Source organism: Azospirillum sp. SYSU D00513, assembly GCF_017356015.1.
GTDB lineage: Bacteria > Pseudomonadota > Alphaproteobacteria > Azospirillales > Azospirillaceae > Azospirillum.
In genome coordinates this window covers 187,257-202,920 of sequence record NZ_JAFIQV010000002.1, presented here as the reverse complement: position 1 = coordinate 202,920, position 15,664 = coordinate 187,257, and the positions used below count along the sequence as shown (strand labels likewise).

13 protein-coding genes are annotated in these 15,664 nt (G+C 70.3%); 4 read left to right on the top strand and 9 right to left on the bottom strand.

Going from position 1 to position 15,664, the window contains the following annotated elements; translation table 11 throughout:
* Positions 1 to 2: 2 nt before the first annotated feature.
* The 6 genes from JUB11_RS02425 to JUB11_RS02400 form a co-directional block, all read right to left on the bottom strand.
* Complete coding sequence (locus JUB11_RS02425; RefSeq protein ID WP_207455877.1) at positions 3 to 1,292, bottom strand: metal ABC transporter permease; 1,290 nt, start codon at positions 1,290 to 1,292, stop codon at positions 3 to 5.
* Positions 1,289 to 2,155 carry an ABC transporter ATP-binding protein gene (locus JUB11_RS02420; protein WP_207455876.1) on the bottom strand — a complete coding sequence of 289 codons (867 nt, stop codon included), beginning with the start codon at positions 2,153 to 2,155 and terminating at the stop codon, positions 1,289 to 1,291. Before JUB11_RS02420 ends, JUB11_RS02425 begins: the two co-directional genes overlap by 4 nt.
* Before the next feature lie 11 nt (positions 2,156 to 2,166).
* Positions 2,167 to 3,150 (bottom strand): zinc ABC transporter substrate-binding protein, encoded by a 984-nt coding sequence (locus JUB11_RS02415; protein ID WP_207455875.1) that lies wholly within the window; start codon positions 3,148 to 3,150, stop codon positions 2,167 to 2,169.
* 396 nt (positions 3,151 to 3,546) lie between these two features.
* A complete protein-coding gene (locus tag JUB11_RS02410) occupies positions 3,547 to 4,254 on the bottom strand; it encodes an HAD family hydrolase (protein ID WP_207455872.1) in 708 nt (235 codons plus the stop codon).
* Between the two features lie 154 nt (positions 4,255 to 4,408).
* Positions 4,409 to 4,642, bottom strand: a complete 234-nt coding sequence (locus JUB11_RS02405) for a hypothetical protein (RefSeq protein ID WP_207455871.1) — start codon at positions 4,640 to 4,642, stop codon at positions 4,409 to 4,411.
* Between the two features lie 159 nt (positions 4,643 to 4,801).
* Positions 4,802 to 5,236, bottom strand: coding sequence for a Fur family transcriptional regulator (locus JUB11_RS02400; protein WP_207455870.1), 435 nt, complete (start codon positions 5,234 to 5,236; stop codon positions 4,802 to 4,804).
* 222 nt (positions 5,237 to 5,458) lie between these two features.
* On the opposite strand from JUB11_RS02400, the gene JUB11_RS02395 reads away from it, so the two are divergent.
* The gene (locus JUB11_RS02395; RefSeq protein ID WP_207455869.1) at positions 5,459 to 6,409 is read left to right on the top strand and encodes a transglutaminase family protein; all 951 of its coding nucleotides are present in this window, start codon (positions 5,459 to 5,461) and stop codon (positions 6,407 to 6,409) included.
* Between the two features lie 468 nt (positions 6,410 to 6,877).
* Here the strand turns inward: JUB11_RS02395 and htpG are convergent, their stop codons facing one another.
* The gene (gene htpG, locus JUB11_RS02390; protein WP_207455868.1) at positions 6,878 to 8,761 is read right to left on the bottom strand and encodes a molecular chaperone HtpG; all 1,884 of its coding nucleotides are present in this window, start codon (positions 8,759 to 8,761) and stop codon (positions 6,878 to 6,880) included.
* A 126-nt stretch (positions 8,762 to 8,887) separates the two neighbouring features.
* The gene (locus JUB11_RS02385) at positions 8,888 to 10,480 is read right to left on the bottom strand and encodes a hypothetical protein (RefSeq protein ID WP_207455866.1); all 1,593 of its coding nucleotides are present in this window, start codon (positions 10,478 to 10,480) and stop codon (positions 8,888 to 8,890) included.
* A 218-nt stretch (positions 10,481 to 10,698) separates the two neighbouring features.
* Here JUB11_RS02385 and JUB11_RS02380 point away from each other — a divergent pair, with 218 nt between their 5' ends.
* The 3 genes from JUB11_RS02380 to JUB11_RS02370 all read left to right on the top strand — a co-directional run bounded on the left by JUB11_RS02380 (position 10,699) and on the right by JUB11_RS02370 (position 14,721).
* Positions 10,699 to 13,221, top strand: coding sequence for a helicase-related protein (locus tag JUB11_RS02380; protein WP_247886786.1), 2,523 nt, complete (start codon positions 10,699 to 10,701; stop codon positions 13,219 to 13,221).
* Between the two features lie 184 nt (positions 13,222 to 13,405).
* A complete protein-coding gene (locus JUB11_RS02375; RefSeq protein ID WP_207455864.1) occupies positions 13,406 to 13,882 on the top strand; it encodes an RNA-binding S4 domain-containing protein in 477 nt (158 codons plus the stop codon).
* 89 nt (positions 13,883 to 13,971) lie between these two features.
* Positions 13,972 to 14,721, top strand: coding sequence for a TerC family protein (locus JUB11_RS02370; protein WP_207455862.1), 750 nt, complete (start codon positions 13,972 to 13,974; stop codon positions 14,719 to 14,721).
* A 45-nt stretch (positions 14,722 to 14,766) separates the two neighbouring features.
* Here JUB11_RS02370 and JUB11_RS02365 read toward each other — a convergent pair whose 3' ends face one another.
* Entirely contained in the window at positions 14,767 to 15,513 is a 747-nt protein-coding gene (locus JUB11_RS02365; protein ID WP_207455861.1) for a creatininase family protein, read from the bottom strand.
* Positions 15,514 to 15,664 lie beyond the last annotated feature (151 nt).

Here is a 15,664-nt window from a genome sequence, read left to right as displayed (position 1 = left end):
GATCAGGACGCGAGCCGTCCGGGGGCCGGTGCTTGCCGTGCCAAAGCGTTCCGCTCTTGGGCATCGCGCTCTTCGAGCAGCCGCACCAGATCCCCGGGCAGCGCCTCGTCGATGTCGTCGATGCCCCAGCGGAGCTGGCCGGGGAGCAGCGTCGGGTGGTCGATGAGGAAGCGCTCCCAGAGCCGGCGGTTGCGCTCGGCCCGGCGGGCGGCGGCGCGGCCCCGCCCGGTCAGCCGCCCGCCGCGCAGATGGCCGCGGGCGGCCAGCGCCAGCCGGAGCGGCGCCGCGAGAACCGGTGCCGGGGCGCCGCCCTCCGCGGCGAGCAGCCGGACCAGCGCCGCGCGCTCGGCGTAGCCGGCGCGCAGCGCCAGGCCGCGCAGCGCCGCGGCGGCGAGCCCGCGCGCCGGGGCGAACAGGAAGCTCAGCAGGAAGAAGAATCCCGCCACCAGCACGATGACGGCCCCGGCGGGCATCTTCGGCAGGAGCGCCGACAGGGTTGCGCCGAGCCAGCCGCTGAGCGCCCCGATGCCGGCGGCGAGCCAGGTCATGAGGGCGAGACGGTCGGTCCAGAAGCGCGCGGCGGCCGGCGGGATGATCAGCAGCGCCACCACCAGGATCAGCCCGACCGTCTGGAGACCGATCACCGTCACCAGCGTGGCGAGCCCCATCAGGGCGAGGTCGAGCCGGGCCACCGGCCAGCCCTGCACCGCGGCGAAGCCGGGGTCGAAGGCGAGCGCGCGGAACTCCTTGAAGAGCAGCGCCACCGCCGCCGCCGCCCCGGCGGCGAGCAGTCCGATGGCGATGGCCTCCCCCCGCGCCATCGCCGCGGTCTGGCCGAGGATGAAGGTCTTCAGCCCCGCCTGCCCGGCCAGCTCCAGGTTCTGGATGTAGCTGATCAGCACGATGCCCAGCCCGAAGAAGACCGACAGCACGGCGCCGATGGCGGAATCCTCGGTCAGCCGGGTGTGGCGCGCCAGCGCCTGCACCGTCAGCAGACCCAGCACCCCGCTGACCACGGCGCCGGCCAGCAGCAGCGGCAAGGAGCGGCCGGGCAGCCCGAGCGCCGCTCCGATCAGGAAGGCGACGGCGATGCCCGGCAGCGTGGCGTGGCTCAGCGCGTCGCTGACCAGCGCGCGGCGGCGCAGCAGCAGGAAGGTGCCGACCGTCCCGCCGGCGAGCCCGAGCGCCGCCGTGCCGGCCACCACCACAGCGGTGTTGAAGCCGGCCTGGAAGAAGAGCACGCGCAGAAGCTCCTCCAGCGGGATGCCGCCCGTCAGCGCCTCCGCACTCATGGCCGGGCGTCCTGCCGTGCCGGAAGAGCCGCCGCGAAGGCCTGGGACTGGCCACCGTAGGTGCGGGCCAGCAGCTCCGGCGTCAGGGTGGTGGCGACCCGGCCGTGCGCGACCACCCGCGTGTTCATCAGCAGCACATGGTCGAAATAGCCACCCACCGTCTGCAGGTCGTGGTGGACGCAGACCACCGTGCGGCCGGCGGCGTCCAGGTCGCGCAGCACGTCGAGGATGGCGTGCTCGGTCGCGGCGTCCACCCCGGCGAAGGGCTCGTCCATGAAATAGAGCTGCGCCTCCTGCGCCAGCGCGCGGGCCAGGAAGACGCGCTGCTGCTGCCCGCCGGAGAGCTGCCCGATCTGCCGCCGCGCGAAGTCGGCCATGCCGACGCGCTCCAGCGCGTGCAGCGCCGCCTCCTTGTGGGCGCGCGACACCCGGCGGAACCAGCCGATCCGGCCGTAGCGCCCCATGGCGACCACGTCGAGCGCCGAGACGGGGAAGTCCCAGTCCACGCTTTCGCGCTGCGGCACATAGCCGATGCGGCGGCGCTGCTCGCCGATTGGCCGCCCGAAGGCCTCGACCGTTCCCGCGACCTTCGGCACCAGCCCCAGGCAGGCCTTGATGAGGGTCGATTTGCCAGCGCCGTTCGGCCCGACCACCGCGATCAGCCCGCGCGGCGGCGCCTCGTAGGCGACCTCCCACAGCACCGGCCGGCGGTGGTAGGCGACGGTCAGGCCGCGGATGGCGAGCGGGCTCGGCAGGGGATTTGGCAAGGGATTCGGGAGAGGATCAGGAAGGGGGCTGGACCCGGCGTCCGCGTCGCCGGATCCGGGTTCCGCGGCGGCGTGCCGCCCGATGAAATGCTGCATTCCCCAACCCCTTACCGTTGTTCCGCCGGGGCCAGCTTGCCCTGGAAGCCGCCCGCCGGCGCCTGCCCGCCGAGCGCGCGGGCGATGGTCGTCACGTTGTGGTCGATCATGCCGACGTAGGTGCCCTCGTAGCTGCCCGGCGCGCCCATCGAGTCGGAGAAGAGCGCACCGCCCAGCGCCACCGCGTGGCCGCGCGCCGCGGCCCCCTCGATCAGTGCCCGCACGTTGCGGTCCGACACGCTGGTTTCCGGGAAGACCGCCGGGACGCGCCGGTCGGCCAGAAGCGCCACCAGCTCCTCGATGACCTTGAGGCCGGCCTCCGACTCGGTGCTGATGCCCTGGATGCCGCGCACCGCGATCCCGTAGGCGCGGCCGAGATAGTTGAAGGCGTCGTGCGCCGTGACCAGCAGCCGGGCGTTGGCCGGAACGGACTCCAGCACCCGCCGTGCGTAGCCGTCCAGCTCGCGCAGCCGCGCCGTGTAGGCCTCGGCGTTGCGGGCGTAGAGGTCGGCGCCCGCCGGGTCGAGGCGGGACAGGGCGTCGCGCACCGGTGCCACCGCCAGCATCCAGGCCCCGACATCCATCCAGACATGCGGGTCGAAGGAGCCCTCGAACTCCGGCGGCGCGACGAGCCGGTCCCTGGGCACCGCCTCCGCCACCGCCACCACCGGCTTGCCGGCGCCGGACAGGCGGGAGAAGGAATCGGTCATCTTGCCCTCCAGCAGGAGGCCGTTGATGAAGATCACGTCGGCGCCGAGCAGCCGGGCGGTGTCGGAGCGGGTCGGTTTGTAGAGGTGCGGGTCGATGCCCTCTCCCATCAGCGCCTCCACCTCCGCGCGGTCGCCGGCGACCGCCCGCACGAGGTCGGCGACCATGCCCGTGGTCGCGACGGCCTTCAGCCGCGCTTCCGCCGCGCCCGCCGGTGAAGCCACCGGAGAGGCCGCCAGCAGCGCCGCCAGCAGCGACAGGCCGAGCACGCGGCGCAGCAACGGCATGAGTCGCCGCCCCGGCCATCCGAGAAAACGTCTATGTGAACATATGTTCATATTGACTGTTGTCTTCATGTTTGACCCGTCTTTCCCGTCAATGCCAAATAAACAACAGCGGCAAGACTTGCGTTCCACTGTTATATGAAGCGAAGACACGGCCGTGCAAGGGCCACCGCCAACACGCCGATTCACGCCGCCGCCAGAAGCCGGCGGGAGCGGGCGCGCAATATTGGGGAAGAGTCCCTGTTCCGCCGGGCCGGAGCGGGCATCGGCGGCGCGGCGGGGGCAAGCGCCACCAGGAAAAACCGGCGGAAGGAAAGACGGCGGGGGGAAAGACGGCGGAGGGAGGAAGGACATGGAACGCCGCCGGCCGCGAAGGGCCAGCGCCGGATCCTCCGGGGATCAGATCTTCACGAAGACGGGGTTGTCGAGGATGGACAGCATCGGCACGTCGCTCGGCCGGTTGCCGTAGCCCCAGGTCTGGAGGAAGGGGCCATGCCGCTCGATCCAGGCGCGCACGCGCGTGGCCTTGTCCAGCCGCACGCAGTTTCCGGTGCACAGGCGGCCGGTCAGGACCCCGTCCTGCACCTCCATGCCCGTCGCCAGCAGGTCGTCGATCCGCAGCCCGCGCAGCAGCGCCGGCATGTAGATGTCCAGCGCGCCGGTCGCCACCACCACGCGGCGGCCCTCGCGCCCGTGCGCCTTCAGCGTCTCCACCATCGGCTCGTGCCAGCGCAGGCGGTGGACCAGCCGTTCCGCCGCCTCCAGCGCGTCCGCCACGGGCAGCCCGCGCAGGGTCCGCTTCAGCATGATGGCCTTGACCGAGCCGGGGAAATCCACGCCCGGCCCGCGCCGGCGCACATGGCGGTGCAGGCCGGATCGGAGCGCGTCGGCGAAGGCGAGATGGGCGCGGCGCCGGCCGATCACCTCGCCGATGAACAGAAGAAGGCTGTCGCCGTGAATCAGCGTGCCGTCGAAATCGAAGAAGGCGGCGCCGGGAGCGGGGGTCCGTCCCGGCTCCGGCAGGGGATCGGTCTGACGGTCGGTCTGGCGGTCGGAGGAGTGGGATCCTGCCGCCTCGGCCGCCGGGATGCCGTTGAGGGAGCGCATGGAACGGTTATCCGGCGCGGGCGCCCGGCGGGCAAGCGGATTCCGGCCGCGACCGATGCCGAGGGATCAACACAGGGAGGCGTTCCCGATGTTCATGGCCGGAACCCTTAGCCCGGAGAGACGCGCTGGAAGGGACGGTGCCGGGATCAGCGCGTCAGTGCAGGACCGCGTCGGGCGCCATGCCCTCGCCATCCTCCTCGACCTCCACCAGGATCTCCCCGGTGGCCTCCTCCAGCCCGGCCTTCACGGCGATGAGGAGGTTGATGATCTCACCGTTGTCCTGCTCCAGAAGGCGCAGGCGCTCTTCCAGCTGGTCCAGGCGACGCGAGACCTGCTCGGTCAGGCGGTCGATGCGGGCGAGCAGGGGATCGTTGCTGCTGTCGTCCATGACGGGCCGGCTTTCGTCGATTGTTTCTCGACCTTAAGCTAGCCACGCCCCTCCCGTCCGCCTAGCCTCGCACCCGGCGCACTCCGCAAGCGATGACCTACCGAACCGCGCGTGGGTGCGGGCGCAACGGGGTGATGCCTAGCGGATGGGCAGGAGCGCTCAGGACTCCTCGGGCTTGCCCTTCCGGGTGGCGAGCGGCACGCCGTACAGCTCCAGCCGGTGCCCGATCAGCTCGTAGCCGAGTTCGCGGGCGATGGTTTCCTTGAGCCGCTCGATTTCCTCGTTGGTGAACTCGACCACCTCGCCCGACTCCAGGTCGATCAGGTGGTGGTGGTGCTCGGCGCGGTTCTGCTCGTAGCGCGCGCGCCCGTCGCCGAAGTCCAGCCGGTCGATGACGTTGGCTTCCTCGAACAGGCGCATGGTGCGGTAGACGGTCGCGATCGAGATCCGCGGATCGATCGCGGCGGCGCGGCGGTGCACCTCCTCCACGTCCGGATGGTCGGTCGCGTCCGACAGCACGCGCGAGATGACGCGGCGCTGGTCGGTCATCTTCAGACCCTTTTGGACACAAAGCTCCTCCAGGCGCGAGGCCATGACGCTCCCCTTCCCTGTTCGTGACGGCCGAACCCTGCCGCTGTCTTTGGACAGTGTCTCTAGCAAGCTTCGCCCGTCGAGGCCATCTTCTTTCCAGACAGCCCCTTTGTCCCCCGGTTCCGCCAGCATAATGCGAGTTGGAACAGTTCACAAATGGGTGTGTTTCGTGCTGACCGCCAGCGCGGGGACGTCCCTCCCGGCGCGGTATTTTCCGGAACGATCATGCAGACGCTCGAGGTTCATCACAGCACGGTCTACCGCTACGCCAGGCCGGTGCGCTTCGGCGATCACCGCCTGATGTTCCGGCCGCGCGACAGCCACGACCTGCGCCTTCTGGAGACCGGCCTGGTCATCGCGCCGAAGCCGGCAAAGGTGCGCTGGCTGCACGACGTGTTCGGCAACTCCATCGCCGTGGCGAGCTTCGACACCGAGGCCGAGGAGCTGCGGTTCGAGAGCCACATACGGCTCAACCACTACCCGCTCGACGGGCCGCAGTTCGAGATCGAGGATTACGCGGCCACCTACCCCTTCAGCTATTCGGCGGAGGAGATCCCGGACCTCGCCCGCAACGCCCAGCGCCACTACCCCGACCCCGACCATCTCGTGGACGACTGGGCCAAGCGCTTCGTGGTGACGGCCGGCGGGCCGCCGGACACGCGCGCGATGCTCGCCGCCATGACGCTCGCCATCAAGGAGTCCTTCACCTACGCGTCGCGCCACGCCGAAGGGACCCAGACGCCGGTGGAGACGCTGACCGGGGGCACGGGCTCCTGCCGCGACTTCGCCCTGTTCATGATGGAGGCGGCGCGCTCGCTGGGCTTCGCCGCGCGCTTCGTGTCCGGCTACCTCTACGACCCGGCGGCCGACGCCGCCGCGCGCAAGGACGAGGCGAAGGCCGGAGGCGGGAAGAAGGACGCCACCCCGGTCGTCGGCGCCGGCGCCACCCACGCCTGGGTGCAGATCTACCTGCCGGGCGCGGGATGGGTGGAGTTCGACCCGACCAACGGCATCGTCGGCGGCAAGAGCCTGATCCGCGTCGCCGTCGCCCGCGACCCCGCCCAGGCCTGCCCGCTCTCCGGCGCCTGGTACGGCGACGCCGCCGACTATCTCGGCATGACGGTGGACGTGCAGGTCACCGAGGTGAGGGAGCCGGCGGAGAAGGCGGCGGCCTAGGCTTGCCGCATCGAGGCAGCAGGACGGCGGAACCTTTCGCCATCCGCGCGGAACCTCAAAAACCCCAGAATCCCGATCCTTAGAACGCCAAGCCGCTCAAGTCTTCATGGCGTCCATGGCCTCATGGCGTGTGTCTTCATGAAACGAAAATCATGCAGAGATTATTCGAATATGCGCCGGCGCTGGAAAACACGCATGCATGACCGGAGCCTCTAGGCTCTTCCCTGCGGGTCATTTATAGCGGAGGGGTGTGGAGGCACGGGCGGCGGATCGGCCACCGCCCGCACCACACGGTAGGGAGAATGAGGATGTACGCATTCCTCAAGCTCCTGGTCCTGATCCTTCAGGCGGTCAAGGCTATCCTTGATCTCCTAGGCTAAGACCAGGCCGGGGAGAGAGGTAGCCGCCTCTCTCCCTTGGCCCTCAAAATAAGTCCGATGACGGACCCTGACAAGTTTGCTTGTGGCCTTACGCCGCGAGACCCTTCTCCATGGCGCTCGCCAGGCGGCGGGCGAAGGCCGCGGGGTCGGGCAGGGACTCGCCCTCGACGATGCGCGCCTGGTCGAGCAGGAGCCAGGAGGCGTCCTCCAGCGTGTCGGCGGCACCCTCCGCCTTGGCGCGCTCCGCCAGCCGCTTGATCAGCGGGTGGGAGGGGTTCACCTCCAGAATGCGCTTGGACAGGCTGTCGGCGCCGAGCTGCTTGTGCTGCTTCAGCAACCGCTCCAGGTGGATGTCCATGTCGTTCTCGTCGGCGACGAGGCAGACGGCGCTGTCGGTCAGCCGTTCCGACGCGCGGACGTCCTTCACCGCGTCGGCGAGCGTCAGCTTCAGGAGCGCCAGCAGGTCGGTCAGCTCGCCTTCCGGCGCCTTGTCCGCCGGCTTCTCCTCGCCGCCCTTGATCTTGCCGAGGTCGGCGCCGCCACGCGTGACGGACTTGAAGGGCTTGCCCTCATACTGGCCGACGGAGGGGACCCAGAACTCGTCCACCGGGTCGGTCAGCAGCAGAACCTCGACGCCCTTGGCCCGGAAGCCTTCGAGCTGCGGGCTCTTCATCAGGCTGTCGATGTCGTCGCCGGAGATGGTGAAGATGGCCTCCTGGCCCTCCTTCATGCGGCCGGCATACTCCTCCAGCGAGACGAGCCCGTCGCCGTGCGTGCTGCGGAAGCGCATCAGCTTCAGCAGCTCGTCGCGGTTCTCGTAATCCTCGTAGAGCCCTTCCTTGAGGACGGCGCCGAAATTCTCCCAGAAGGCCGCGTATTCGGCGGCGGCTTCCGTGTCGCGGGCCTTCTTGCCGATCTCGCCCAGCACGCGGCGGGTCAGGCCGGCGCGGATCTTGGCGAGCATCGGGTTGTGCTGGAGCATCTCGCGCGAGATGTTCAGCGGCAGGTCCTCGCTGTCCACCACGCCGCGCAGGAAGCGCAGGTAGGCCGGCACCAGCCCTTCGGCGGCGTCGGTGATGAAGACGCGCTTGACGTAGAGCTTCACCCGGTGGGCGCGCTTGGGGTCGAACAGGTCGAAGGGCCGGGTCGAGGGCACGTAGAGCAGGTTCGTGTATTCGATGGCGCCCTCGGCGCGCCAGTGCAGCGTCAGCCAGGGCTCGTCGAAGCCGCCGCCGACATGGTGGTAGAATTCCTTGTACTGCTCGGCCGTGATCTCGCTCTTGGAGCGGGTCCAGAGAGCCGACGCGCTGTTCAGCGACTTCGCCTCCTCGCCTTCCCCGAACTGGATGGGGATGGCGATGTGGTCGGAGTATTTGCGGACGATGGCGGAGAGGCGGTGCTCCTCCAGATACTCGTCGTCGCCCTGGCGCAGATGCAGGACGATGCGGGTGCCGCGCGGCAGGTCCGCGGCCTCGGCGATGGTGAACTCGCCCTTGCCGTCCGAGGTCCAGCGCCAGCCCTGGGGCTCGCCGGCCTTGCGGGTCAGAACCTCGACCTTCTCCGCGACCATGAAGGCCGAATAGAAGCCGACGCCGAACTGGCCGATGAGGTTGACGTCCTTCCTGGCGCCGTCCTTCCCCTCGGCCTCGAGCCCCTTCATGAAGGCCGCCGTGCCGGACCGCGCGATGGTGCCGAGGTTGGCGACGAGGTCGTCGCGGTTCATGCCAATGCCGTTGTCGGCGACGGTCAGCGTCCGCGCCTCCTTGTCCGCCAGCAGCCGCACCTTGAGGTTCGGGTCGTCCGCCGACAGCTCGGGCTGGGTCAGCGCCGCGTAGCGCAGCCGGTCGCAGGCGTCCGACGCGTTGGAGATCAGCTCGCGCAGGAAGACTTCCTTCTCGCTGTAGAGCGAGTGCGCGACGATGTCGAGCAGGCGGCTCACCTCGGCCTGAAAACTGAGCCGTTCCTCGGTCATGAACTCACCATCCGTCATTTTTGTTGCCATGGGGGCCGTTGCAGGGTCCCGGCGAAAGCCGGCGGAGATATGTGCGAGCACACCGCCCCATGCAAGAGCCCCCATGCCACCAAAAGGACGGAAAGATCAGTTCTTCTTCGCTTTCTTGAGCGGCTGCTCCTCGATCTCCTCTTCCTCGTACTCGCCGCCGTCCAGCTCCTCCGGCTCGTCGGAGCCGCCCATGCCGGCCAGCAGCGGCCCCATGTCGGTGCCGTTGAGAAGGAAGCGCCCGTCCTCGGTCATGTCGATCTTGTAGCTGCGCGTCTCGTTGCCGGCATCGTCCTTGCCCGGCTGCCCCATGGCCTGGACCATGGCCAGCCCGGCCAGCAGCCCCGCCGTCTCCTCGTCCGGCTTTCCGGAGGCGGGCTGGAGCGCGCGGGCCGCCCCGTCCAGGCCGCGCAGCAGAACGGTCATCCCGCCGACGGCACCCTGGGCGGCGGTCGCGGTCGCGCGGAAGGCGCCGGACAGGCTGCCGGACAGGGCGGGGCTGTCCATGGCCACCTTGTCCAGGCGCAGCTCGGTGCCGGCCTGCGACAGGGCGCCCATCAGCCGCTGCATGGCGGCCTCCTGACGCGGATCGGCCTCCCCCTCCTCCAGGGTGTCGGACAGGGCGGAGAGGTCGGCGATGGTCCGCCACAGGGCGGGGCTCGGCAGCTTGGCGATGCCGAGCTGGAGCTGCAGGCTCCGCGGCTCGAAGCCGGTCGGGGCGACGGCCGGGCTCATCGAGAAGCCGCTCGCCTCCAGCCCCAGCGACAGCCCGCCGAGCGGCTGGTCCAGATCCTCCACCCCGCCTCCGGCGCTGAGCAGCCCCAGCGCGATCCTGGTCCCGCTCTCCGGTTCGAAGGTCGACAAGCCGGACATGCGCATGCGGACGGACGCCCCTCCGAGCAGGCCGCGCAGGGCGCTCAGCGTCTCGGCGGGCGGCGGCTCCGTGCCCGCGGCGGCCTGGCGCTGAGCGAAGGTCTGGAAGGCGTTGACGCGCGCCAGGTCGACGCGGCTGTAGGTGCCTTCCAGCGCCAGCCCGTCGAGCGACATGAGCTCGCGCTTGGACTCGTCCGTGACGGTGACCTTGCTGACGGCGAGCGCGCCGGGGCCGCTCCAGGTCGGCGCACCGGCCGCGTCCGGCTTCAGCGCCGACATGGCGGTGACCGCGCCGATCCGCAGCACGCCGTCGTTCTTAGCACCGGTCACCGACAGGTCGCCGTAGTCGGCGTCGAGCGACAGGAAGGTCTCGAAGCCGCCGGACCACAGGCCGTCGAACCGCTGCCGGCCGAGGCGGATGGTCGCCTCGGTCTTGCCCTTGTCCAGGATGGGGATGCTGTCCGGCAGGGTCGCCGAGACGGCGTAGGTGGCGCCCTCGCGCGGGGCGACCGTCATGGACACGGTGCCGAACCAGATGCCCGACCCCTCGGCGTCCTTGACGGTCAGCTCCGGGATGGTCACGGCGTAATGGTCGCCCGACGGCACGACCTGGAGCGCCTTCCAGCTCACCGTGGTGCCGTCCTGCGGCGGGAACCAGCGCTTCAGCCCGTCGGAGAGCGCCGCGGCCAGCGTCTTCGCGCCCGCCTCGCTCGGCGCCTGAACCTGGGCTGGGACCTGCGCCCGGGCGGTGTTCCAGGAGAGGGTGGAGGCGGCGACCAGGAGGACGGCGGCGAAACGGTGGGATCGGTGTGGGCGCATGGGTTCCTCGGGGTTTGAGCCCGTTCAGTAAAGCCTGATAATCGACCCCGATCCATGATTTCGCGGCGGCTTCCCCGCGACAAAACCGGGCTCCGGGGCCGTTCCCCGCCGCCCGGCCCACGCCGCCGGAGGGCGGGACGCGGATTTTCCGGACAGCCGGCCCGCTTACGGCCGCCCTCACGCTTGCATTGGAGGCGCCTCCGCCCAATGGTTATGAAATGATGTCCCATTTCGATCCCCTGAGCGCGGGCGGCGGCCTCGGCGCCGGGGGGCGGGTGGTCGCGGTGCTCGGCCCGACGAACACCGGCAAGACCTATCTCGCCATCGAACGCATGCTCGGCCACCGCACCGGGATGATCGGCTTCCCCCTGCGCCTGCTCGCCCGCGAGAACTACGACCGTATCGTCGCGATCAAGGGCAAGAAGGCCGTGGCGCTGGTGACCGGCGAGGAGAAGATCCTGCCGCCGGGCGCCACCTACTGGGTCTGCACGGTGGAATCCATGCCGCTCGACCGGCCGGTGGATTTCCTGGCGGTGGACGAGATCCAGCTCTGCGCCGACCCGGAGCGCGGCCACATCTTCACCGACCGGCTGCTGAACGCGCGGGGCATGGTGGAGACGATGTTCCTGGGATCGGACACGATCCAGCCGCTGATCCGCCGGCTCGTGCCGCGCGCCGAGTTCATCCAGCGCGAGCGCTTCTCCAAGCTGACCTACGCCGGCTACAAGAAGCTGACGCGGCTGCCGCCGCGCTCGGCCGTCGTCGCCTTCTCGGCCACGGACGTCTATTCCATTGCGGAGATGATCCGGCGCCAGCGCGGCGGCACGGCGGTGGTGCTGGGCGCGCTGAGCCCGCGCACCCGCAACGCGCAGGTCGGGCTCTACCAGGCGGGCGAGGTGGACTATCTGGTGGCCACTGACGCCATCGGCATGGGGCTGAACATGGACGTGGACCATGTCGCCTTCGCGCGCATGGTGAAGTTCGACGGCTTCTCCCCGCGCCGGCTGCGCCCGACCGAGGTGGCGCAGATCGCCGGCCGCGCCGGGCGCCACATGCGCGACGGCACCTTCGGCACCACCGACGAGGCGGGCGAGCTGGAGCCCGAGCTGATCGACCGCGTCGAGAACCACCAGTTCGAGACCCTGAAGGCGCTGAGCTGGCGCAACAGCAAGCTGCGCTTCGAGACGCCGGGCTATCTTCTGAAATCCCTGGAGGAGCGCCCGCCCCTGCCCGAGCTGGTCCGCGCCCGCGACGCCGACGACCATCTGACCCTGCAGGCGCTGGTGCGCGACCAGGAGATCCTGGACCTCGCCAAGGGGCGGGAGAACGTGCGGCTGCTGTGGGAGGTCTGCCAAGTCCCGGACTTCCGCAAGACCCTGTCGGACGCGCACACGCGGCTGCTGGCGCAGGTGTTCCGGTCCTTGCGCACGGGCACCGGCCGGCTGGACGAGGACTGGGTGGGCCGGCAGATCGCCCGGCTCGACCACACGGACGGCGACATCGACGCGCTGGTCGCGCGCATCGCCCACATCCGCACCTGGACCTACATCTCCAACCGGCCGGCCTGGCTGAAGGACCCGATCCACTGGCAGGAGCGGTCGCGCGTCATCGAGGACCGGCTGTCCGACGCCCTGCACGAGCGGCTGACGCAGCGCTTCATCGACCGCCGCTCGGCCACGCTCGCGCGCTCGCTGAAGGACGGGCGGGAGCTGCTGGGTGGCGTGCGCGCGGACGGCGACGTGGTGGTGGAAGGGCACAGCGTCGGGCGGCTGGAGGGGTTCCGCTTCGTCCCCGACGCGCCGGTGCGCTCGGAGGAGGCGAAGGCGCTCTTCTCCGCCGCGCGCCGCGCGTTGCGCGACGAGATCCAGAACCGCCTGCGCGTCTTCGAGCAGGAACCGGACGAGGCCTTCGCGCTCGGCCCGGACGCCGCGCTGACCGCCAACGGCATCCCCGTGGCCCGGCTCGCCCCCGGCCCCTCGACGCTGAGCCCCGCCATCGTGCCGCACGACGAGGGGCTGCTCGACCAGGCGCAGCGCGAGCGGGTGCGCGCCCGGCTGGAACGCTGGCTGAAGGCCCACATCGCCGCCCGGCTGAAGCCGCTGGCCGCCCTGCGCGACGCGGAAGCGCTGACCGGCAGCGCGCGCGGCCTCGCCTTCCAGATCGTGGAGGGGCTGGGGGTGATCCCCCGGGCACCCGTGGCCGCCATGACCGAGCAGCTGGAGAAGAGCGACCGCAAGGCGCTGAGCCGGCTGGGCGTGCGGCTGGGCGTGTCGCACATCTATCTGCCGGCGCTCGCCAAGCCGGCGGCGGTGGAACTGCGCGCGCTGCTCTGGGCCGTGCACAAGGGGCATCCCCTGCCCGTCCCCACCCCGCCGCCCGGCCGCGTCTCCGTCGAGTCGGCCGGGGCGCCGCCCGCCTTCTGGGAGGTCATCGGCTATCCCACCGCCGGCCCGCGCGCCGTGCGGGTGGACATGCTGGACCGTCTGGAGACGGAGATGATGAAGCAGTCCAAGGAGGGCGAGGCCGCGAACGAGCCGGCGTTGGGCCAGATGATCGGCGTCAAGCCGGAGGAGCTGGGCGGCGTGCTGAAGGGGCTGGGCTACACCCGTTCCGTCGCCGAGGACGGCAAGATCACCTGGCGCCGCCGCCGCAACCGCGCCACCCCCAAGCACCGCCGCGAGGCCCCGGCCAACGCCGACCACCCCTTTGCCAAGTTGCGTCACCTGTCCAAAGCCGGATGAGGGAAGGACATTTGTCCATGGCAGCTTCATCCGCGTTTCCGCCCTTCGCCGTCATCCCCGCGAAAGCGGGGATCCAGGCTTCGCCCCGTGGGCACGTGGCCCGAAGTCCTGGATTCCCGCTTTCGCGGGAATGACGGACGAAAAGTGTGTTTCCAACAGGCTGCCGCGCGATGCGCAGGAAGACATGATCGACGACATCAAGGACGACACCGAGGACGACATCCTCGACGATGAGGCCGAAGACGAGGCCGACGCCAAGCCGGGCTCCGCCGCCTCCCCGGCCGGCGGTGGCCGGCTGCGCATCGACAAGTGGCTGTGGTTCGCGCGCTTCTTCAAGACGCGCAGCCTCGCGGCCAAGCTGTGCAACGGCGGCGTCGTGCGCTGCGCCGGCACGGTGGTGACCAAGGCGCACGCTTCGGTCAAGCCGGGCGACGTGCTGACCTTCCCGCAGGGCAAGCACATCCGCGTCATCAAGGTGGTGGCGCTGGGCAGCCGGCGCGGCCCCGCCCCGGAGGCGCAGGCGCTCTACGAGGATCTCGACCCGCCGGCCCGCGAGACGGCGATGGCCGACCCGTTGCCGCCCGCGTCCCGCGCGCCCGGCGCCGGCCGCCCGACCAAGCGCGACCGCCGCGCCATCGAGACCCTGCGCGAGGAGGACTGACGAACGCGGCGGCGCGAGGACGGGCGGAACGGCCCGCCCCGCCCGTGGGTTAAGGGCAGGTACTCTGCTGCTGGAGCCGACCCGTCCCCATGCTCGACCTTCTTTCCGACCCGCAGACCTGGGCCAGCCTGCTGACCCTGACGGCGCTCGAGATCGTTCTCGGCATCGACAACATCATCTTCATCTCGATCATGGCCTCCAAGCTGCCGGCTCACCAGCAGCACCGGGCGCGCCGGGTCGGGCTGGGGATGGCGCTGATCACGCGGCTGGCGCTGCTCGCCTCCATCGCCTGGGTGGCGACCCTGACCGAGCCGCTGTTCAGCGTGGCGGGATGGGAGATCTCGGGCCGCGACCTGATCCTGCTGGTCGGCGGCCTCTTCCTGCTCGCCAAGGGCACGCGGGAGATCCATGAGTCCGTGGAAGGCGACAAGGAGGAGGGCCACGGCTCGGCCAAGGCCGTGAGCTTCACCAGCGTGGTCGTCCAGATCATGTTCCTGGACATCGTCTTCTCGCTGGACAGCGTCATCACCGCCGTCGGCATGGCCCAGCATCTGGAGATCATGATGGCCGCGGTGATCATCGCGGTCGGCGTGATGCTGTTCGCCTCCGGTCCGGTCGGCGATTTCGTCAGCCGCCACCCGACGGTGAAGATGCTGGCATTGTCCTTCCTGCTGCTGGTCGGCGTGGCACTGATCGCCGACGGGCTGGGCTTCCACATCCCCAAGGGCTACCTGTATTTCGCCATCGCCTTCTCGGCCGGCGTGGAGGCGCTGAACCTCATCGCCGCGGGCCGCAAGAAGAAGGCGGCGCAGCAACAGCGCAGCGCCGCGGCGCAGTGAGCCCGGAAAAAACGGGCCGGCGGCGCCCCCGCCGGCCCCCCTCGTTCACGCCTCTTCCAGGAAGCTCCGGTACTGTCCGGACAGGGCCTCCACGGCGGCCTCAAAGAGGCGCTTGCCGTGCTCCGGCGTCGCCAGCGACGGCGCCGAGCCGATGCGGCCGTCGGGGTAACGGCGGCGGAAATTGCGCGCGTCGTAGAAGCTTCCCGATGGGGCGACGTGCGGCTCCATCGGCACCGACTTGATCGAGTCGGGGAAGGCGTATTGCGTCACCGCCACCTCGCTTGGCGTGGCGTGCGAGCCCTCGGCCCCCGGATAGAGTTCGCGGGAGATCTGCGGGACGGCCGCGTTCTCCCACCAGCTCGCCACCGTGCAGCGCAGGTCGGGCGCCTCCCTGCCACGGGCGGCGCGCTGCCGGGCGTAGATCTCGAAGAAGCTGGCGCGCAGGGTGGCGATGTTGCCGCCATGGCCGTTGATGAAGAAGAAGCGCTCGAACCCATGCTCGGCCAGCGAGGACACATAATCGTCCACCACCGCCATGAGGGTGGAGGGCTTCAGCGTCATGGAGCCCGGAAACTCCATGTGGTGGACGGCCATGCCCACCGCGATGGTCGGCCCGACCAGCGCCCCGGTGGCGTCCCCGACCCCGCGCGCGATCACCTCCGCGCAGAGCGCGTCGGTGCCGATCAGCCCGTTCGGCCCATGCTGCTCGGTCGAGCCGATGGGCAGGATGATCCCCTTCGACGTCTTCAGATAGGCCTCGACCTCGGCCCAGGTGCTGAGAAGAAGCTGCACGGCGTTGTTCCCCGGTGGCGATTGGTTGGTGACGGTTGTGTGGGAGGGATCTTAGGGCCGCGGGGCCGGTGGGCCAACCCCGCCGCCCGTTCCGCACCGCGTCACAGCCGGCGCTGGCGCATCCCCTCGCCCTGCCATACACTTGCGTGCA